17 protein-coding genes are annotated in these 18,678 nt (G+C 72.4%); 2 read left to right on the top strand and 15 right to left on the bottom strand.

What is annotated here, in order from left to right:
* Positions 1 to 6: 6 nt before the first annotated feature.
* The gene (gene glgA / locus ACF1AL_RS20060; RefSeq protein ID WP_391818358.1) at positions 7 to 1,179 is read right to left on the bottom strand and encodes a glycogen synthase; all 1,173 of its coding nucleotides are present in this window, start codon (positions 1,177 to 1,179) and stop codon (positions 7 to 9) included.
* 41 nt (positions 1,180 to 1,220) lie between these two features.
* Complete coding sequence (locus tag ACF1AL_RS20055; RefSeq protein ID WP_391818360.1) at positions 1,221 to 1,967, bottom strand: (2Fe-2S)-binding protein; 747 nt, start codon at positions 1,965 to 1,967, stop codon at positions 1,221 to 1,223.
* Between the two features lie 209 nt (positions 1,968 to 2,176).
* On the opposite strand from ACF1AL_RS20055, the gene ACF1AL_RS20050 reads away from it, so the two are divergent.
* Entirely contained in the window at positions 2,177 to 3,406 is a 1,230-nt protein-coding gene (locus ACF1AL_RS20050; RefSeq protein WP_391818362.1) for a DMT family transporter, read from the top strand.
* Here ACF1AL_RS20050 and ACF1AL_RS20045 read toward each other — a convergent pair.
* Positions 3,396 to 4,646, bottom strand: a complete 1,251-nt coding sequence (locus ACF1AL_RS20045; RefSeq protein ID WP_391826722.1) for a transglycosylase family protein — start codon at positions 4,644 to 4,646, stop codon at positions 3,396 to 3,398. The genes ACF1AL_RS20050 and ACF1AL_RS20045 overlap by 11 nt on opposite strands.
* 325 nt (positions 4,647 to 4,971) lie before the next feature.
* Between ACF1AL_RS20045 and gndA the strand changes: the two genes are divergently transcribed.
* Positions 4,972 to 6,411, top strand: coding sequence for an NADP-dependent phosphogluconate dehydrogenase (gene gndA, locus ACF1AL_RS20040; protein WP_391826720.1), 1,440 nt, complete (start codon positions 4,972 to 4,974; stop codon positions 6,409 to 6,411).
* 940 nt (positions 6,412 to 7,351) lie between these two features.
* Here gndA and ACF1AL_RS20035 read toward each other — a convergent pair.
* From ACF1AL_RS20035 to dnaK, 12 genes are all read right to left on the bottom strand, one after another.
* Positions 7,352 to 7,822 (bottom strand): carboxymuconolactone decarboxylase family protein, encoded by a 471-nt coding sequence (locus ACF1AL_RS20035; RefSeq protein WP_384207472.1) that lies wholly within the window; start codon positions 7,820 to 7,822, stop codon positions 7,352 to 7,354.
* A 111-nt stretch (positions 7,823 to 7,933) separates the two neighbouring features.
* Positions 7,934 to 8,278: a GNAT family N-acetyltransferase gene (locus tag ACF1AL_RS20030; RefSeq protein WP_391777444.1), complete on the bottom strand. Its 345-nt coding sequence runs from the start codon at positions 8,276 to 8,278 to the stop codon at positions 7,934 to 7,936.
* Between the two features lie 63 nt (positions 8,279 to 8,341).
* Entirely contained in the window at positions 8,342 to 8,761 is a 420-nt protein-coding gene (gene panD, locus ACF1AL_RS20025; protein WP_366834998.1) for an aspartate 1-decarboxylase, read from the bottom strand.
* A 127-nt stretch (positions 8,762 to 8,888) separates the two neighbouring features.
* Positions 8,889 to 9,281 carry a DUF2267 domain-containing protein gene (locus ACF1AL_RS20020; protein ID WP_384207467.1) on the bottom strand — a complete coding sequence of 131 codons (393 nt, stop codon included), beginning with the start codon at positions 9,279 to 9,281 and terminating at the stop codon, positions 8,889 to 8,891.
* Positions 9,282 to 9,307: 26 nt separating this feature from the next.
* Positions 9,308 to 11,122 carry an FAD-dependent oxidoreductase gene (locus tag ACF1AL_RS20015; protein ID WP_391659741.1) on the bottom strand — a complete coding sequence of 605 codons (1,815 nt, stop codon included), beginning with the start codon at positions 11,120 to 11,122 and terminating at the stop codon, positions 9,308 to 9,310.
* Positions 11,122 to 11,385 (bottom strand): UBP-type zinc finger domain-containing protein, encoded by a 264-nt coding sequence (locus tag ACF1AL_RS20010; RefSeq protein WP_391659740.1) that lies wholly within the window; start codon positions 11,383 to 11,385, stop codon positions 11,122 to 11,124. The genes ACF1AL_RS20015 and ACF1AL_RS20010 overlap by 1 nt, the downstream gene beginning before the upstream one ends.
* A 5-nt stretch (positions 11,386 to 11,390) precedes the next feature.
* Positions 11,391 to 11,837, bottom strand: a complete 447-nt coding sequence (trxA, locus tag ACF1AL_RS20005) for a thioredoxin (protein WP_391826718.1) — start codon at positions 11,835 to 11,837, stop codon at positions 11,391 to 11,393.
* Positions 11,834 to 14,473 (bottom strand): ATP-dependent chaperone ClpB, encoded by a 2,640-nt coding sequence (gene clpB, locus ACF1AL_RS20000; RefSeq protein ID WP_391659738.1) that lies wholly within the window; start codon positions 14,471 to 14,473, stop codon positions 11,834 to 11,836. The genes trxA and clpB overlap by 4 nt, the downstream gene beginning before the upstream one ends.
* Positions 14,464 to 14,838: a chaperone modulator CbpM gene (locus ACF1AL_RS19995; protein WP_391659737.1), complete on the bottom strand. Its 375-nt coding sequence runs from the start codon at positions 14,836 to 14,838 to the stop codon at positions 14,464 to 14,466. The genes clpB and ACF1AL_RS19995 overlap by 10 nt, the downstream gene beginning before the upstream one ends.
* Positions 14,835 to 15,773 carry a DnaJ C-terminal domain-containing protein gene (locus ACF1AL_RS19990; RefSeq protein ID WP_391826716.1) on the bottom strand — a complete coding sequence of 313 codons (939 nt, stop codon included), beginning with the start codon at positions 15,771 to 15,773 and terminating at the stop codon, positions 14,835 to 14,837. Before ACF1AL_RS19990 ends, ACF1AL_RS19995 begins: the two co-directional genes overlap by 4 nt.
* Positions 15,774 to 15,779: 6 nt before the next feature.
* Positions 15,780 to 16,364, bottom strand: coding sequence for a nucleotide exchange factor GrpE (locus ACF1AL_RS19985; protein WP_391659735.1), 585 nt, complete (start codon positions 16,362 to 16,364; stop codon positions 15,780 to 15,782).
* Between the two features lie 10 nt (positions 16,365 to 16,374).
* Positions 16,375 to 18,279 carry a molecular chaperone DnaK gene (gene dnaK, locus ACF1AL_RS19980; RefSeq protein WP_391659734.1) on the bottom strand — a complete coding sequence of 635 codons (1,905 nt, stop codon included), beginning with the start codon at positions 18,277 to 18,279 and terminating at the stop codon, positions 16,375 to 16,377.
* Positions 18,280 to 18,678 lie beyond the last annotated feature (399 nt).

Genomic DNA, 18,678 nt, shown 5'->3' with positions numbered 1-18,678 from the left:
GGGCGCTCAATCCTGTTTCACGTTGCCGAGGATCTCCTCGTAGAGCCGTACCGTGCGCCGCGCGACCGCGTCCCAGCCGAACCGGGTGACCGCGCGCTCCCGTCCCGCCTCGCCCATCCGCCGGGCGGAGGCGGGATCGCCCAGGACACGGTCCAGCGCCCGGGCGAGACCGTCCTCGAAGTGGTCGTCCACGTCGACGAGTACCCCGGTGACGCCGTCCTCGACGACCTCGGGGATGCCGCCGACGCGGGAGGCGACGACGGGCGTGCCGCAGGCCATCGCCTCCAGGTTCACGATGCCGAGCGGTTCGTACACCGACGGGCAGACGAAGGCCGCCGCGTGCGTGAGCAGCTGGATCACCTCCGGGCGCGGCAGCATGCGCGGGATCCAGTGCACCCCGTCGCGTACGCCGCTCAGCTCCTCGTACAGCGTGCGGAACTCGGCGTCGATCTCCGGTGTGTCCGGGGCGCCCGCGCACAGCACGACCTGCGCGGCGGGGTCGATGTCCCGCACGGCCCGCAGCAGGTGCGGGACGCCCTTCTGCCGGGTGATGCGGCCGACGAACAGCACGTACGGGCGGTCCGGGTCGACGCCGGCCCGCTCCAGGGCGCCGGTGCCGGGGTCGGGCCGGTACAGGGTGGTGTCGATGCCGTTGTGGACGACGTGCACCCGGGCCGGATCGAGCGCCGGGTAGCAGGCGAGGATGTCCTCGCGCATCGCGCCGGAGACGGCGATCACCGCGTCGGCGGCCTCGATGGCGGTGCGCTCGGCCCAGCCGGACAGCGCGTAGCCGCCGCCCAGCTGTTCGGCCTTCCACGGGCGCAGCGGCTCCAGCGAGTGCGCGGTCACCACGTGCGGCACGCCGTACAGCAGCTTGGCGAGGTGGCCGCCGAGGTTGGCGTACCAGGTGTGCGAGTGGACCAGGTCGCGGCCCTGGAGGGCGGCGGCCATGGACAGGTCGACGGAGAAGGTGCGCAGCGCGTCGTTGGCGTCGTCCAGGCGCGACCAGGGGCGGTGCCGCAGGATGCCGGCCGCCTTGTCCGCCGAGGAGCCCTCGCCCCAGCAGTGCACGTCGAGGTCGACCAGGGGTGCCAGCTCGCGGGCCAGGAACTCCACATGGACGCCCGCACCGCCGTACACGTCCGGGGGATACTCCCGGGTCAGCAGTCCCACACGCACCCGGAACCCCCTGTGACTCGGCTGCCGTTGCCCCTTCATGGTCACCCAGACGGGGCGCGTGGGGAAGAGCGCGGAGGACTCGGGAAACAGCAGTCCCCGCACACGCCCCCGGCCGGGACCCGGTAGTACAGGCAGCAGCTGCGGCGCCGGAAGCCCCCGGACGGCAGGAACCGGCCCGCCCCGGCGAGGTCCGGGTGGGCGAGCAGCCCGGCGGTCAGGGCCCGGGCGCGGGCCGCGGCCTCGGGGCGGTCGTGGGCCGCCGCCCAGCGCTCCAGCTGCCGGGCGGCACCCGCGAGGGCGGAGGCGGCGTTGCCGCGCAGCAGGCCCGGCGCGAGAGGGTAGCGGGCGCGCAGAGCCGCCCCGAGGGGGCGCAGATGGCCCACGAGGACCCCGGCGGCGAGATCCGTGCCGGGCCGCACCTCGGTCAGCCACAGGTCGTCCGGGGCGGTGGCCTCCGGGTCCCAGCGCACCAGCCGCGGATCGAGGTCGGGGACCGTGCCGTACAGCGCGGCGCAGCCGAGCGCGACGGACCACAGCCGGGCCGCCAGGCCCTGGTGGGCGATGGAGGCGGCGACCCGCGCCTCGGGAGCGCGGATGCCGTCGGCGACCTTGCGGACACGCAGCATCAGCGGATCCGGGTGGACCTCCGGCTGCGTCTCGCCGTAGGCGTCCGCGAGCGCGGGCAGCGGGCGGGGCGGCCGTCCGGCCGTGCGCAGGAGGAAGAAGCCGCCGAGCGGGCGCAGCGCGGCGAGTTCGGCGTCGAGGTCCACGAACAGCAGTAGTACCAAGTCCGTGCGGCGGTGTGATCAGCGGGTCGCCGTCCGTGTCACCCCCCTCGGGGATGACGGTCCTCGAGCAGTACTCCATCGGCAGTAGGAAGCATTGCGTGCTCAGGGACGACGACGGGAACAGCGTGAAGGGGCATCGTGTTGCTCATGCAAGCCGACCGTTCGTCGCGCCGGGGCCGGCGCCCCCGCCTGCCGCGAAGGAAGTGCTCATGAGCGCCCTCGCGCTGTCCGTCCTGCTCTCGCTCGTCTCGGCCGTCGCCTACGCGGCCGGGGCGATCGTGCAGGAGCGGGTCGCCGCGACCGGCCCGGACGAGAGCTACGCCCCGCTGCGCCGCCCCGCCTGGTGGGGGGCGCTGGCGCTGAACGGCCTCGGCGGTCTGCTGCACGTGGTGGCCCTCGCCTGTGGCCCGCTCAGCCTGGTGCAGCCGCTGGGTGCCCTCACGATCGTGCTGGCGCTGCCGATGGCGGCGCTGTTCGTCGGCCGCCGGGCCGGGGCGGCCGCCTGGCGGGGCGCGACCATGGCGACGGTGGGCCTCGCGGGCCTGCTGGCGCTGGTGGGGGCGTCCGCGGCGCAGTCGCTGGACACCCCGCAGCGGGTGGCGTCGGCGCTGGCCGCGGGCGGCGCGGTGGCCGCGCTGATGGCGGCGGGCCGGGCCGCGCACCGGCATCCGGCGGTCCGGGGCATGCTGCTGGCGACCGCCTCGGGGGTCGCGTTCGGCATGTCCTCGGTGTTCACCAAGACCGTCGCCGTGGACTTCACCGGCGGCCCGGCGCTCTCCGACGCCCCCTCGCTCGCGGTCATCGGCGTGTTCGCCGTCGCGGGCGTCATGCTGTCGCAGGCCTCCTACCGGGGCGCCGGCCTGGCCGCACCGCTGGCCACGCTGACCGTGGTCAACCCGGTGGTCGCGGCCGCCGTGGGCATTACGATGTTCGGCGAGACCTTCCGCTACGGCACGACGGGGACCGTGCTCGCGCTGGGCTGCGGCGTCCTCGCGGCGGGCGGGCTGATCCTCCTCACGACGGAGCGGCTGACGGGCACGGGCGGTGTCCCGGCGGGGAACGCGGAAGCGGCGCACGAGCCGGTGCGGGTACCCGTCCAGGTCGGGGCGCCGGCGGACGTGCCGGTGGAGATGCCTGCCGAGGTACCGGTGCGGGCCGGAGCGCCTGCGGAGGCACCGGCCGAGGTGCCGGCCGCGACGGCCGTGTCCGCGCGGGACGTGGTGCCGGCGGCGGTGGCGTACGACGCCGGCGACGCCGGGCAGCCGGTTGCGTACGACGGCAGCGACGCCGGGCAGCCGTCACCGCCGTACGGCCAGGAGGCGGGGGACGGTGCGCCCTACGTCTGCGCGCCGTTCTACGTCAGCCCCTGCATGCCGGTGCTGCTGCCGGGCGTACCGCTGCTCGTGCCCGACCGGCACCGCACGCGGGTCAGATCGTGACGCCGCCCGCTCGCAGGTAGACCAGCGGGTCCACGTCCGATCCGAAACCGGGTCCGGTGCGCACCTCGAAATGCAGGTGGGGGCCCGTGCTGTTGCCGGTGGTGCCCGTCCGGCCGATGCGCTGACCGCCGCCCACCGTCTGCCCGGCCCGCACGGAGATCGCCGACAGGTGCGCGTACTGGGTGTAGCGGCCGTCGGCGTGCCGGATCACCACCTGGTAGCCGAACGATCCGCCCCACCCCGCGTCGACGACCTTGCCGGACGCCACGGCCCGCACGGAGGTCCCGGTCGGCACGGGGAAGTCGACGCCGGTGTGGTAGCCCTTCGACCAGTGGGAGCCGGCCACATGGTACGGCGTGCCGATGCCGCCGGCGACGGGGGCGACCAGGGCGTGGGTGCCGCTCTTGCGGGCCTCGTGCGCGGTGGTCCCGGCGGTGTGCCGGGTGCTCTTCGGCTGCTTCCTCGGCTGCTGCGGCTGCTTGGACTGCTTGGGCTGCCTGTGCTGGGGCGACGGTTTCGACTGTTCCGGCTTTTTCGGCTGGGCGGCCGTGCCGGGGTGGCCGTGGCGCTGCGGCGCGGCCTTCGGGGTGCCGCCGTCGACGCGCAGCCGCTGGCCCGGCACGATCAGGTCCGGGTCGGCGCCCACGGTGGCGCGGTTCGCCTCGTACAGCCGCTGCCAACCGCCGCGCACACGGCGGGACTCGGCGATGCCGGAGAGGGTGTCGCCGTGCACCACCGTGTACATCTCGGTGCGCCCGGCGCGTGACTGGGGCGTGGTGTGCGGCTGGACGTCGCGCACGGACCGCACGGAGGCGGTGTCCGGGTGGACGTCCGGCGCGCCGGCGCCGCGGGCCGGTCCGGCGTCCCGGGTCAGTCCGGCGCGCACCGAGCACTCCGGCCAGGCGCCGGGGCCCTGCCCGTCCAGCACCTTCTCCGCGACGGCGATCTGCTCGCCCCGGGTGGCGAGGTCGGCGCGCGGGGCGTACTTCGTGCCACCGAAGGCCGCCCAGGTGGACTGGGTGAACTGCAGCCCGCCGTAGAAGCCGTTGCCGGTGTTGACGCTCCAGTTGCCGCTGGACTCGCAGGCGGCGACCTTGTTCCAGGTGGCCGGGTCGGCGGCGTGCGCGGCACCGGTGCCGATGAGCGGGAGGGCGATGCCCGCGCCGCCCGCGGTGACGGTGAGTGAGGCGCGGTTGATCCTGTTCGGCTGGTACCGGCGGTGCCGGCCGCGTACGGCCATGCTGGGAGCCCCCCTCGACACAGGTCGGTGTCAGGAGGGGCAAAAGTATGCGCCGGGAAACGGCCATGACAAGACGGCAAATCGGCCGTACGCCGGCGTCAAGTGGCCGGGAAGCGCCCCTGGTTGCCGATTGCGTCGAGCCGTCGTCGACCGTGAGCTGAGCCGGTGGGGGCCCGGCGCGCGTACTGATGGACGGCACGGCCGAAGGTGCGGCCGGCGTACCGGCACGTCAGCATGGTCGAGGGGCGATACTGGCGGGCAGGAACGGCACGATCTTCCACCCGTATGTCTTCTTGTGTCCTCTATGTCTTCGGGAGCAGGCGGTATGAGCACTTCAGCCCAGATCGGTGTCACGGGCCTCGCGGTGATGGGCCGCAACCTCGCCCGCAACTTCGCGCGCAACGGCTACACGGTGGCGCTGCACAACCGGACCGCCTCGCGCACGCACGCGCTGGTGAAGGAGTTCGGGCACGAGGGCGACTTCGTCGCGGCCGAGACCGCGAAGGAGTTCGTGGACGCGCTGGAGCGGCCGCGCCGCCTGGTGATCATGGTGAAGGCCGGTGAGCCGACGGACGCGGTGATCCAGGAGTTCGCCCCGCTCCTCGAACCCGGTGACATGATCATCGACGGCGGCAACGCGCACTTCGCGGACACCCGGCGCCGGGAGCGCGAACTGCGCGAGCGGGGCATCCACTTCGTCGGCACGGGCATCTCCGGCGGCGAGGAGGGCGCGCTGAACGGGCCGAGCATCATGCCGGGCGGCTCGGCGGAGTCGTACGACTCCCTCGGGCCGATGCTGGAGAAGATCTCCGCGAAGGCCGCCGACGGGGCGCCGTGCGTGACGCACGTCGGCCCGGACGGCGCCGGGCACTTCGTGAAGATGGTGCACAACGGCATCGAGTACGCCGACATGCAGCTCATCGGCGAGGCCTACCAGCTGCTGCGCGACGTCGCCGGGTACACGCCCGCCGAGATCGCGGACATCTTCCGCACCTGGAACACCGGCCGGCTCGACTCGTACCTGATCGAGATCACGGCGGAGGTGCTGGCGCACGTCGACTCGGCCACCGGCAAGCCGTTCGTGGACGTGGTGGTGGACCAGGCCGAGCAGAAGGGCACCGGCCGCTGGACGGTCCAGATCGCGCTCGACCTGGGCGTTCCGGTGTCCGGCATCGCCGAGGCGGTCTTCGCGCGCTCCCTGTCCGGCCACGCCGCGCTGCGGGCCGCCTCCCGTGACCTGAAGGGCCCGAAGGCGTCGCCGCTGACCAAGGCGGACGCGGCGACCTTCGCGGACCGGGTGGAGCAGGCGCTGTACGCGTCGAAGATCGTGTCGTACACGCAGGGCTTCCACGAGATCGCCGCGGGCAGCGAGGAGTACGGCTGGGACATCGACCTCGGCGCGGTGTCCTCGATCTGGCGCGGTGGCTGCATCATCCGGGCCGCGTTCCTCGACCGCATCCGCGCCGCGTACGACGCCCGCCCGGACCTGCCGAGCCTGCTGAGCGACGAGACGTTCGCGCGGGAGATCGCGGAGGCCCAGGACAGCTGGCGCGAGGTGCTGGTCGCCGCGACCCTCCAGGGCGTGCCGACCCCCGGCTTCTCGGCGGCCCTCGCCTACTACGACGCCCTGCGCGCCGAACGCCTCCCGGCCGCCCTCACCCAGGGCCAGCGCGACTTCTTCGGCGCGCACACCTACCGGCGGGTGGACCGCGACGGCGCGTTCCACACGCTGTGGGGCGGGGACCGGTCGGAGGTGTCGGCCTAGGAGCGGGCCGGGAGCGGTTCGCTCGGGGGCGGGGCTCGGTCCGGGACGGGGCTCGGTCCGGGACAGGGCTCGGTCCGCGGGGGTCGCTCGGGGGGCGCTGATCGGTACGGGTGCGGCGCGGATGGGTCCGTCCGGGGCTCGGGCCCCGAGCGGGACTCTTGCCAGGGGCGGGCGCCGGCCCGGACAGGATGTCAGGCCCGGACTGGATGTCGGGTCCGGGCCAGGTGTCAGGCCCGGACCACGCCTCACGATCCGGCCCGGCCCGCTGTCCGGGTCGGGACAGGGGCCGGGACGCATCCGAGACCAGGGGGACCAGTGCCTGGAGCCGGCGCCGGGTCAGGTCAGCGGTGGGCCCGGTTCGGGGCTCGGCACCGGTTCGGGGCCCGGTGGGATCGGTGACGGGTCCGGCTCCGGGAGCGGGTTCGGTCCCGGTGGCTGCGGGTTCGGACCGGGACCGGGAGGCGGCGTCGGTCCGGGCCCCGGAGGGGGCGGAGTGGGCTGCGGGCCCGGGCCCGGCGGTTGCGGCGTCGGCTCCGGACCCGGCCCCGGCGGCTGGGGAGTTGGCTGAGGACCCGGCCCCGGAGGCTGAGGCGTCGGCTCGGGACCCGGGCCGGGCGGCTGCGGCGTGGGCACCGGGTCCGGGGGTTGCGGCGTGGGCACCGGGTCCGGCGGCGGTGCCGGGTCCGGGTACGGCTGGCGGTGCTGCGGATCCGGGCCGGGAGTCGGGCCCGGCTGCACCGGGTCGGGGTACGGATAGGTCATGGCGTCCTCCGGCCAGTCGGTCGACGGTGGCTCTGGACTACTCCCCCGCGTACCCGGCGCGCGTGCGGCCAGTCACCCGGCGGAGCCGCGCCGCACCCGCCGCATGGCCCAACGGCGGCACGGCGGAGGCGATGCGGGCGCACCCGCCTCCGGCCGTGCCGCCGTCCCCGACGCCCCGTCAGCCGAACATGCCCGGCTCGTAGTCGCCCGCCGGCTGGCGGACGATGACGTTGGCGCGGTTGTAGGCGTTGATCAGGGCGATGCTGCCGACCAGCGCGGCGAGTTGGTCCGCGTCGTAGTGCCGGGCGGCGTTCGCCCACACCTCGTCGGAGACGCCGCCGCCGTCGGCGATGCGGGTGCCCTCCTCGGCGAGCGCGAGCGCGGCCCGCTCGGCGTCGGTGAACACCGTCGCCTCCCGCCAGACGGCGACCAGGTTGAGGCGTACCGCGGTCTCACCGTCGGCGGCCGCGTCCTTGGTGTGCATGTCGACGCAGAAACCGCAGCCGTTGATCTGGCTGGCGCGGATCTTCACCAGTTCCTGCGTGGTGGCGGGCAGGGACGAGTCCTTCAGGACCTGCCCGGCCGCGTTGAGGTGCCGGATGAGCTTGGCCGCGAGCGGGCTCTCGAAGAGGTTCAGACGGGCGTCCATGGGGGTGCTCCCTGTGCGTCTGCGGTTGATGACACACACAGGACACGAAGGCCCGCCCGAATGTGACAGCACCGGAAAGTGACGTGCGTCACTGCAGACGCAGGGGCGCGCTCAGAACCGCCCGGGGTGCGCGGCCAGCCACTCCTTCGCCGCGGCGAGCAGCGCGGGGTCGGCGGCCGGCGCGACCTCGGGGTGCTTGGCGGCCCACTTCACGACGTAGGGGCACAGCGGGGCGACCGGGACGCCCTCGCGCTCGGCGAGGGCGTACAGCTCGCGCGCGAGGGAGGAGGCGATGCCCTGGCCCTCGTGCGCGGGCTCGACGATCGTGTGGACCGGGACCAGGGCCGTGCGCGGGGCGTCGAGCGCGAAGTACTCGATGTGCCCGACGACCTCGCCGTCGCCGAGAGCCTCCAGCCGCCCGGCGGCCCGGTCGTCGCGGATCTCGATGTCGCTCATGGGCACGCTCCTGGTCGTCGGTCCTCGCCCGGGCTCAGGCCGTGACGGCCTGCGGGTCGGCGGTCAGGCCGTGACGGCCTGAGGGCTGCGCTCCTGGTCCGAGCCCGGCACCGGCTCCGACGGGTCGGCACCGAGGGCCACGATCCGGTTGCCCTCGTCCACGTGCACCACCCGCGGCGTCAGCGCCCGCGCCTCGGCGTCGGTGACCTGAGCGTAGCTGATGATGATCACCAGATCGCCGGGGTGCACGAGGTGGGCGGCGGCCCCGTTGATCCCGATCACCCCGGACCCGCGCTCCCCCTCGATGACGTACGTCTCGAGCCGCGCCCCGTTGGTGATGTCGACGATGTGCACCAGCTCACCGGGCAGGAGATCGGCCGCGTCGAGCAGATCGGCGTCGATGGTCACGGATCCCACGTAGTGCAGGTCGGCCTGGGTGACGGTGGCACGGTGGATCTTGGACTTGAACATGGTGCGCAGCATGTTGAACTCCCGGAAGACGGCTCCCTGCCTGCTTTCTGCAGGTCAAGGGCGCTATCACTGTACAACTGGCGCGCGCCCGACTCGAAGATTGTGAGGAACATCGCTTCAGCCAACGCGCCTCGCGGGCTCAGTCCGCGAGGTCGGCCTTGCCGAACAGAACCGCGTAACCGGAGGGGAGCTGGCTGATGATCTGATTCAGCTCCCCGCCGGAGACCGCGTCGGCGACGGTGGTCAGGACCGCGCTGGCGTCCCACTGCGCCGTGCGAGGTCGGGCATGGGTGCGCTCGGCGACCTGGCGGTAGAACTCTTCGATCCCGAAGCTTCGCGCCTGCTGCGGCGCGGCACGGTCCAGTACTTGTCCCAGCGGGCCGGGCAGCTGGGATGCGAGGTCCTTGACCTCTCCCGGGCTGATCCGTTGGGCCAGCACTTCCAGCACGGCGTTGGTGACGTCGGCGGCTTCGTCCTGGTCGTTGTATTCGCCTCGCTCGCGCACACGGGCAAGGAATCCGTCGTATTTCACAGCTGACTTCCTTCCGCCTTGTTTCGTCATGCAAGCCATGCGGACTCCTTGTGACGCAGGCTCGGGGGGACGTCCGAGTGGCCCGCGACAGCTGACGTGCCCGTGGTGCCGGGTACGGCCGAGTGCCCCAGGTGCCGGTGCACGAAGTGGATGGCCATCGCGCCCTCACCGGCCGCGGAGGCCACCCGCTTCACCGAGCCGCTACGGACGTCCCCCACCGCGAAGACCCCGGGCAGGCTGGCCTCCAGGGTCATGCACGGGCGCCCACGGCCGTGCCACACCTCGGGGTGGGCGCAGGCTTCCTGGGCCTCCGGCCCGGTGAGGACGAAGCCGCGGGAGTCGAGGGCGACAGTGCCGGCGAGCCACTCGGTGTGAGGTTCGGCGCCGGTGAAGACGAACAGGCTTCGTACCGCGAGCCGACGGTGCCCGCCCGTGCGGTTGTCGACCACGTCGAGCTCCTCCAGCGCTTCCCGGCCGATGACCTCGGTGACCTCGGTGTGCAGGCTGACCTCCACCCGCGGATGGCGCTCGACCTGGTCGACCAGGTAGCGGGACATGTGGGCCTCGAGGCTCGCTCCACGGACCAGCAGGTGCACCTTCGGCGCGTACCCGGCGAGGAACAGCACCGCCTGGCCCGCCGAGTTGCCTCCGCCGACGACGGCCACCGGGTCGGTGCGGCACTGCTGGGCCTCGTAGACGGTCGCCGAGTAGTGCACGCTCGTTCCCTCCAGGCGTTCGATGCCGGGCACCTGGAGCCGGCGGTAGCGGGCGCCCATGGCCAGGACGACGGCGCGGGCGGCGATCTCGCTGCCGTCGGCGAACGTCACGACATAGTGGTCGTCGTCCTTGGGATGGAGACCGGTCGCCTCCAGGGGAAGGCTGATCCCGGCGCCGAATTTCTCCGCCTGGAGCACTGCGCGTTCGGTGAGTTCGGCGCCGGAGATGCCGGACGGGAAGCCGAGCAGATTCTCGATGCGGGACGACGTGCCGGCCTGGCCGCCGGTGGCCATCGCCTCCACCACCGTGGTGCTCAGTCCCTCGGAGGCGGCGTACACCGCGGCAGCGAGGCCGGCGGGTCCGGAGCCCACGATGAGGAGGTCGCCGTGACGGTTTCCGGCGGGCAGTGACGGCAGGCCGATGAGCCGGGCCAGTTCCGCGTTGCTGGGGTTGCGCAACAGGGTGGTGTCCCGCCAGATGACGAGCGGTGTCTCCTCCGGGCCGACGCCGAAGCGGCGCAGCAGTTCCTCGGCCTCCTCGTCGGTCTCCAGGTCGATCCAGCGGTGCGGCAGCCGGTTGCGGACGGCGAACTCGCGCAGCCGTCTGGTGTCGGGCGAGTAGCGCGAGCCGATGATGCGGAAGCCGGCGCCCTGTCCGACGAGCAGGGCGCGACGGCACAGGCAGGCGCGCAGCACGGTGTCGCCGATGGTGGAGTCCTGGGACACCAGGTGGCGCAACTGGTCCAAGGAGACGACGAGGACCTCGCCGGGCTCCCTGGCGACAGCGGTGTAGAAGGCCACCTGTCCGTACAGCAGGCCGAGTTCGCCGATGAAGCGGCCGGGGCCGTGCACGCGCAGCACGTGCTCCTCGGGAGTGCCGTGGCCCTCGACGACGGCGACGGTGCCGCTGAGGACGACGAAGAACGTCTCGCAGCGCTCCCCCTCCCGGATCAGCACGTCGTTCGGAGCCATGGTCCGGCGTTGCCCGTGCTCCTCCAGACGTGCTGTCTGGTCATCCGTGAGGCGCGGATACGCGCCGTAGATGTCCGGGGTCTCCCAGAAGGCGGCCTCGTCCGCCTTCTCCGGCACCGGTTCTTCGCCCGGCAGCGGCTGGTCGCCGGACATCAGACGAACGCCTCGTGAACGTAGCACCAGCGCCATTCCTCGCCGGGCTGGTACGACTGCACGATCGGATGGGCGACGGCAGCCGCGTGCTTGCGCGCGTGCTTGTTCGGCGAGGAGTCGCAGCAGCCGACGTGCCCGCAGGTCAGGCAGAGCCTCAGGTGGACCCACGGGGAGCCGAGCATCAGACACTCCTGACACCCTTGTGGGGTCAGCGGCTGGACCGGCCGGACGAGCGCGAGGTGGGGGTCTGCGTGCAGGGTCATCCGGATCACCCTTTCCGGGTGGTGATCGACTGTTCCACCCACCGGCGCAGAGCGGGGGCGGGCGCCGCCCCCGCCTGCCGGGCGACCGTCTCGCCCCGGTCGAGGATCAGCAGTGTCGGTACGGCCTGGACCTCGAAACGCTGCGACAGCCGCGGGTTCTTGTCGACGTCGACCTTGACGAGTTTGATGCGGCCGGCGAGATCGGTGGCGACCTTCTCCAGTGCCGGGCTGACCATGCGGCAGGGGCCGCACCAGGTGGCCCACAGGTCGACCACGACGGGGACGTCGGCCCGCTCGGCGACCTCGGTGAAGTCGTCGTCGCCCGCGTCCACCATCCACGGTAGGGGCTGCTTGCAGTGGCCGCACTTGGGGCGGCCCTCCGCGGCCACGGGCACCCGGTTGGTGCGCCCGCAGTTGGGACACCTGACGGTCGTCGCCTGCATCGTGCTCATGCCGCCCGCGCTCCCTTCACGTCCTCGGGCTGGTCGTAGGTGACCACCAGCTCTCCGTGTTCGGCGTCGACGCGGACCGTCGCGCCGTCCTGGACGTCACCGCGCAGCAGAGCGCGCCCGACCATCGTCTCGACCTCGTGGGAGATGTAGCGGCGCAGCGGCCTGGCGCCGTACACCGGGTCGTAGCCCTGGTGGGCGATCAACTCCCGGGCGGCCTTGGTGAGTTCCACAGTGATGCGGCGTTCGGCGAGCCGACGGCGCAGCTCGTCGAACTGCAGCTCCACGATCCGCTCGATCTGCCGCTCGCCGAGCGGCTTGAACAGCACGATGTCGTCGACGCGGTTGAGGAATTCCGGGCGGAAGTGCCCGCGCAGCTCGCCCATCACCCGGGCGCGGGCGTCCGGCTTGATCTCGCCCTCGGCGGTAACGCCGTCGAGGAGGTGCTCGGAGCCGATGTTCGACGTCATGATGATCACGGTGTTGCGGAAGTCGACGGTGCGGCCCTGGGAGTCGGTGATGCGGCCGTCGTCGAGGACCTGCAGCAGGGTGTTGAAGACATCGGTGTGCGCCTTCTCGATCTCGTCGAACAGCACGACCGAGTACGGCTTGCGGCGTACGGCCTCGGTGAGCTGGCCGCCTTCCTCGTAGCCGACGTATCCGGGCGGTGCGCCCATGAGCCGGCTGACGGTGTGCCGCTCCTGGTACTCACTCATGTCGAGGCGGACCATGTTCTCCTCGGAGTCGAACAGGGCCGCCGCGAGGGTCTTGGCCAGTTCGGTCTTCCCGACGCCGGTGGGGCCGAGGAAGATGAACGAGCCGATGGGGCGGCGCGGGTCGCGGATGCCGGAGCGGGCGCGGATGATGGCGTCGGCGACGAGTTTGACGGCCTCGTCCTGGCCGATGACGCGCTCGCGCAGGATCTCGTCGAGGCGCAGCAGCTTCTCTCGCTCCCCCTCCTGGAGACGCGCGACGGGGATACCGGTCCAGGCGGCGACGATCTCGGCGATCTCCTCCTCGGTGACGACCTCGCGCAGCAACCGGTTCTGCCCTTGTTTGGCGGCCAGTTGCTCCTCCTCGGCCTTCAGCCGGCGCTCCAGGTCCTGGAGACGGCCGTAGCGGAGTTCCGCGGCGCGGTTGAGGTCATAGGCGCGTTCGGCCTCCTCCGCCTCCTGGCGGACCTGCTCCAGTTCCTGGCGCAGTTCCTGCACGCGGCGGATGGCCTGCCGTTCGGCCTCCCACTGGGCGCGTTTGGCGTCGGCCTCGCCGCGCAGGTCGGCCAGTTCCTTGCGCAGTTCCTCCAGGCGGGCCTTGCTGGCGGCGTCGGTCTCCTTGGACAGGGCCGCCTCCTCGATCTCCAGGCGGGTGACGCGGCGGGTGATCTCGTCGAGTTCGGCGGGCATCGAGTCGATCTCGGTGCGCAGCCGGGCGCACGCCTCGTCGACGAGGTCGATGGCCTTGTCGGGCAGGAACCGGTCGGTGATGTAGCGGTGGCTGAGGGTGGCCGCGGAGACCAGTGCGGTGTCCTGGATCTTCACGCCGTGGAAGACCTCGAGGCGTTCGCGCAGTCCGCGCAGGATGGAGATGGTGTCCTCCACGCTCGGCTCGTCGACCAGGACCTGCTGGAAGCGGCGTTCGAGGGCGGCGTCCTTCTCGATGTGCTTGCGGTACTCGTCGAGCGTGGTGGCGCCGATCATGTGGAGTTCGCCGCGGGCGAGCATCGGCTTGAGCATGTTGCCCGCGTCCATGGCCCCTTCGGCGGCGCCCGCGCCGACGACGGTGTGGAGTTCGTCGACGAAGAGCAGGATGCGTCCCTGGGCGGCCTTCACCTCGGACAGCACGGCCTTGAGGCGTTCCTCGAACTCGCCGCGGTACTTGGCGCCGGCGACCAGGGAGCCCATGTCGAGAGCGAACACCGTCTTGTCGCGCAGGCCCTCGGGGACGTCGCCGCGCACGATGCGCTGGGCCAGGCCCTCGACGATGGCCGTCTTGCCGACGCCGGGATCTCCGATCAGGACGGGGTTGTTCTTGGTCTTGCGGCTGAGGATCTGGGTGACGCGCCGGATCTCCGCGTCACGGCCGATGACCGGGTCCAGCCGCCCGGACCGCGCCTCGAGGACGAGATCGCGGCCGTACTTCTCCAGAGCCTCGTAGGCCACTTCGGGGTTGGCGGAGGTGACGCGCTGGTTGCCGCGGACCTGGGTGAGCGCGCTCAGGAACGAATCCCGGGTCACGCCGTGCTCCTTGAGCAGGCGTCCGGCGGCGGTCGCCGAGCCCTCCTCGGCCAGGGCGAGCAGGAGGTGCTCCACGGACACGTACTCGTCCTTGAGGCGTTTGGCCTCCCGCTCGGCGGCGTCGAGCAGGCGGGACAGGCGCTGGGTGACGAAGACCTGGCCGGGTGCCGCGCCGGGACCGGTGACCTTCGGGCGGCGGGAGAGTTCCTCGCGCACGGCCGCGCGCAGCTCCTTCGGGTCGGCGCCGGCCTGTTGCAGCAACCGTGGGATCAGCCCGTCCTCCTGATCGACAAGCGCGAGCAGCAGGTGTTCCCCGTCGACCTCGGTCTGCCCCATGCCGACGGCCGCGCTCTGGGCCTCCTGGAGGGCTTCCTGGGACTTCTGGGTGAGACGGTTCATGTCCATGGGGGTGTTTCACTCCTCGTGCCGCGGCCGCGCAGGGCGGCTTCGAGCAGGCTGATGCGGTCGAGCAGGTCGAGCACCAGGCCGATGGATGCGTAGTTGAGGCAGAGTCCGGTGCGCAGCCGCTGGATACGGGCGAGCACCGCCGGCGCCGTGGGATCGAACACCAGTCGCCCCGCGGAGTCGCGTTCCGCGTCGACCAGGCCGAGGGCGACAAACCGGCGGACGAGGTCGGGATGGACCCCGGAGCGGCGGGCCACGGTCTGCAGGGAGAGCCTGGGCACCGGCACGATCGCGTACCGGACGCGTGCCGGCGCGGGAGCTGTCGGCCGAGACGCCTGGCGCGCCCCGGCGCGTGGGTCACTCATCGTGTCCTCCTGGGGTCGAACGAGGAAACGGCGGCGAGCTCCTCGAAGAGTGCGCGCTCCCGGTCGCTGAGCCTGGACGGCACCATGATCCGGAGCTCGGCGTAGAGATCGCCGTTCGTGCCGCGCGGGTTCGGCATGCCCTCACCGCGCAGCCGCAGCCGCCGGCCGCTGGACGAGCCCGCTGGCACGCTGACCTTCGCCGTCGCCCCGCTCGGCGTGGGCACCGGAACCGTCGCGCCCAGCGCGGCCTCCCAGGGTGTGACCGGAAGCTGCACATGCACGTCCCGGCCGTCGAGGCGGAACTGGGGGTGCGGCTGGATCCGCACCCGCAGGTACAGGTCCCCCGCAGGGGCGTCACCGTTGCCCCGGCCGCCCTCGCCCGCCAGCCGGATGCGCTGCCCGTCGATGACACCCGCCGGCACGTCGACCTCGTACCGCCGCGGCTGCCCGGTGGGACCGGCGAGCGTGACGGTGCGATGACCTCCGCGGTAGGCCTCCTCGACGGTGAGCGGCAGTTCGGCCTCCTGGTCGGCTCCGGGGACACGCACCCGTCCGGCGCCCCCGAAGAACGAGCCGAACAGGTCGTCGACGTCGACACCCTCCGCGCCGAAGCCGCTGGTGGCGTACCGGACCCGGGGGCCGCCCCCGGTGGACCAGCGGAAGCCGCCACCGGGTCCCGCGCCGGCACCGACCCGCTCCTCCCAGTCATCGGGGACCTTCCGGAAGTCCTCGCCGAAGCGGTCGTAACGGGCCCGCTGGTCGGGGTCGGACAGGACGCTGAAGGCCGCGTTGATCTCCTTGAACCGCTCCTCCGCCGCGGGGTCCTTGTTGACGTCCGGGTGGTACTTGCGGGCCAGACTGCGATACGCCCGCTGGATCTCGTCCTTGTCGGCGTCTCGCGGGACCCCGAGAACCTCGTAGAAGTCGCGTGCCATGGCCGCTCACTCCCGCTTGGCGACGGTCACGGCGGCCGGCCTCAGCTGCCGCTCGGCCTCGCCGTAGCCGGGGCGCAGCACCTGCGCCACGGTGTTCGGTTCGGCGTCGGGGTCCTGGACCACGCCGACGACCTCGTGCCGGGAGGGGTCGAACGGGACGCCGGTCTCGGCGTGACGCTCGTAGCCCAGGCGTTCAAGGATGGACACGGCCTGGTCGCGCACGGCGCGAACCCCCTCGACGATCGCTCCGGGGTCGGATCCCGCGTGGTTCAGGGCCAGTTCGAGGTTGTCGACCACGGGAAGGAAGGCCGCGGCCGTGCGGGCGCGTTCGAGCGCCCGCTCCCGGCCCAGTTCCCTGGCGTGTCGCTTGCGCAGGTTGTCCAGGTCGGCGAGGGCACGCCGCCAGCGGTCCTCGACCTCTTTCAGCGCGGCCGTGTACTCGTCCTCCGCTCCGGCCGGACCGGTGGCCGCGTCGGGCCCCGGTCCGGCCTCGGTGGTCGGCGGTGCGGGCTCGGGCAGGTGGCCCTGCGGCGGTTGTGCGGCGCCTTCGGGCGGTAGGTCGGACGATCGGTCCTGGGGAGGGATCGGCATGGCGGGTACCTCAGCCCTTGTCGAACTCGGCGTCGATCACGTCTTCGTCGGCGCCGGTTCCGCCCTGCCCGGAGGCGTCCGCCCCGGTGGTGTCCGACGGACCGCTCGCCGCCGTGGCTTCGGCCTGGTGGGCGGCGAGCCCGGCGTAAACCTGCTGGAGTTCGGAGATCAGCGGCCTGGTCTTGTCCACTCCGGCCTCGTTCTTGACCGCGTCGCGGGCCTCGGCCACCAGCATCTCGGCGCGGGCCTTCTCGTGTGCGGGCGCGGCGTCGGCCAGTTCGTTCAGACGCTTCTCGACCTGGTAGGCGATGGCGTCGAGTTCGTTGCGGGCGTCGACGGCCTCGCGCAGGGCCTGGTCCTGGCCCCGGTTGCTCTCGGCCTCCTGGACCATGCGTTCGACCTCGCTCCGGTCCAGGTTGGAGCTCTCGCTGATGGTGATGCCCTGTTCCTTGCCGGTGTCCTTGTCGCGCGCGCTGACGTTGAGGATGCCGTTGGCGTCGATGTCGAAGGTGACCTCGATCTGCGGTTCGCCCCGCGGCGCCGGCCGGATGTCGGTGAGCTGGAAGCGGCCGAGGACCCGGTTGTCGGCGGCCCGTTCGCGCTCGCCCTGCAGGACGACGATGTCGACCGCCGGCTGGTTGTCCTCGGCGGTGGAGAAGGTCTCGCTGCGGCGCACCGGGATGGTGGTGTTCCGCTCGATGATCTTCGTCATCACTCCGCCGCGCGTCTCCACGCCCAGCGACAGGGGGGTGACGTCGAGCAGCAGGACGTCCTTGACCTCGCCCTTGAGCACCCCGGCCTGGATCGCGGCGCCCAGGGCCACGACCTCGTCGGGGTTCACGCTCATGTTGGGGTCCTTGCCGCCGGTCAGTCGGCGCACCAGTGCCTGCACGGCGGGGATGCGGGTGGAACCGCCGACGAGGATGACCTCGTCGATGTCGCTCTCGCCGACCTTGGCGTCGGTCATGGCCTGCTGGACCGGACCGAGGCAGCGCTCCACCAGGTCGCCGGTGATCTGCTCGAACGTGGACCGCATGATCGAGTCGGTGAGATGCTTGGGCCCGGAGGCGTCGGCGGTGATGAACGGCAGGCTGACCTGGGTCTGGGTGACGGAGCTGAGCTCGGTCTTGGCCTTCTCCGCCGCCTCGAACAGGCGTTGCAGCGCCTGCGGGTCCTTGCGCAGGTCGATGCCGTTCTCCTTCTGGAAGTCGTCCGCGAGGTAGTCGACCAGACGCCGGTCGAAGTCGTCGCCGCCCAGATGGCTGTCACCCGCCGTGGAACGCACCTCCACCACGCCGTCGCCGACATCGAGGATGCTCACGTCGAAGGTGCCGCCGCCCAGGTCGAAGACGAGCACCGTCTCGTGCTGCTTCTTGTCCATGCCGTACGCGAGGGCGGCCGCCGTCGGCTCGTTGATGATCCGCAGCACTTCCAGTCCCGCGATCCGTCCCGCGTCACGGGTCGCCGTGCGCTGGGCGTCGTTGAAGTAGGCGGGCACCGTGATGACCGCCTCCGTGACCCGCTCCCCCAGCTGCTTGGAGGCGTCGTCCGCGAGCTTGCGCAGCACCAGGGCGCTGATCTCCTCGGGCGCGTACAGCTTGTCGCGCACCTTGAAGCGGGCCTCGCCGTTGTCTCCCGGGACGACGTCGTAGGCGACGGCCTTGGCCTCGTCGGGGATCTCGTCGAAGTGCCGGCCGACGAACCGCTTGGCCGAGTAGATGGTGCCCTTGGGGTTGAGGATCGCCTGGCGGCGGGCGAGTTGGCCCACCAGCCGTTCTCCCGTGTCGGTGAAGGCCACCACGGAGGGTGTCGTGCGGTTGCCCTCGCTGTTGGGCACGACGGACGGCTCGCCGCCCTCCCACACGGCGATCACCGAGTTGGTGGTGCCCAGGTCGATGCCCACTGCCTTGGCCATGAGGAACTCCTTCCGCGGTGGCCGACGTCCGTCGGCGACCGTTCATCCTCCGGGCCCTGTCCGCCCGGCTTCGAAACTCGTTCGGCTGGCGGGACCGCTGCGTGGGCGGCCGCCCCTGGAGGAGGCGCTCTCCGTGTTCGCGCCGGCCCTGCTGCCCGGCCCGGCGATCAGCCGGACGGCCTCATCGGTGACGTCCTCGTCCACCACGAGGTCGTAGCGGCTGGCCTCCATCGAGCGGACCGAGGCGAAGTCTGCGGGTCCGCTCGGTCGCGGCCACTCCTTCCTCCGGCGGACCGCCGAGCGGTCCCGACAGGCCCCAGAGTGGCTGTTCACCCGGTCACCCCGCCTGCGCCCAGCGGGTCGAAAAGTGGCGCCACCGGTCGGTCTGCGAGGACAGGA

The organism is Streptomyces sp. NPDC014801, from assembly GCF_043082085.1.
Classification (GTDB): Bacteria; Actinomycetota; Actinomycetes; order Streptomycetales; family Streptomycetaceae; genus Streptomyces.
The sequence above is the reverse complement of the archived record's forward strand: the minus strand, read 5'-3'. Positions and strand labels throughout refer to the sequence as shown.

Bases quoted from the DNA above. Each gene is read 5' to 3' on its own strand.
- ACF1AL_RS20030 (WP_391777444.1), bottom strand. From the start codon at position 8,278: ATGAGCGACATCGAGATCCGCGACGACCGGGCCGCCGGGCGGCTGGAG.
- clpB (WP_391659738.1), bottom strand. From the start codon at position 14,473: ATGGACATGAACCGTCTCACCCAGAAGTCCCAGGAAGCCCTCCAGGAG.
- trxA (WP_391826718.1), bottom strand. From the start codon at position 11,837: ATGAGCACGATGCAGGCGACGACCGTCAGGTGTCCCAACTGCGGGCGC.
- ACF1AL_RS20010 (WP_391659740.1), bottom strand. From the start codon at position 11,385: ATGACCCTGCACGCAGACCCCCACCTCGCGCTCGTCCGGCCGGTCCAG.
- ACF1AL_RS20050 (WP_391818362.1), top strand. From the start codon at position 2,177: ATGAGCGCCCTCGCGCTGTCCGTCCTGCTCTCGCTCGTCTCGGCCGTC.
- ACF1AL_RS20045 (WP_391826722.1), bottom strand. From the start codon at position 4,646: ATGGCCGTACGCGGCCGGCACCGCCGGTACCAGCCGAACAGGATCAAC.
- ACF1AL_RS19990 (WP_391826716.1), bottom strand. From the start codon at position 15,773: ATGGCACGCGACTTCTACGAGGTTCTCGGGGTCCCGCGAGACGCCGAC.
- ACF1AL_RS19985 (WP_391659735.1), bottom strand. From the start codon at position 16,364: ATGCCGATCCCTCCCCAGGACCGATCGTCCGACCTACCGCCCGAAGGC.
- ACF1AL_RS20035 (WP_384207472.1), bottom strand. From the start codon at position 7,822: ATGGACGCCCGTCTGAACCTCTTCGAGAGCCCGCTCGCGGCCAAGCTC.
- ACF1AL_RS19995 (WP_391659737.1), bottom strand. From the start codon at position 14,838: ATGAGTGACCCACGCGCCGGGGCGCGCCAGGCGTCTCGGCCGACAGCT.
- panD (WP_366834998.1), bottom strand. From the start codon at position 8,761: ATGCTGCGCACCATGTTCAAGTCCAAGATCCACCGTGCCACCGTCACC.
- dnaK (WP_391659734.1), bottom strand. From the start codon at position 18,279: ATGGCCAAGGCAGTGGGCATCGACCTGGGCACCACCAACTCGGTGATC.
- gndA (WP_391826720.1), top strand. From the start codon at position 4,972: ATGAGCACTTCAGCCCAGATCGGTGTCACGGGCCTCGCGGTGATGGGC.
- ACF1AL_RS20015 (WP_391659741.1), bottom strand. From the start codon at position 11,122: ATGTCCGGCGACCAGCCGCTGCCGGGCGAAGAACCGGTGCCGGAGAAG.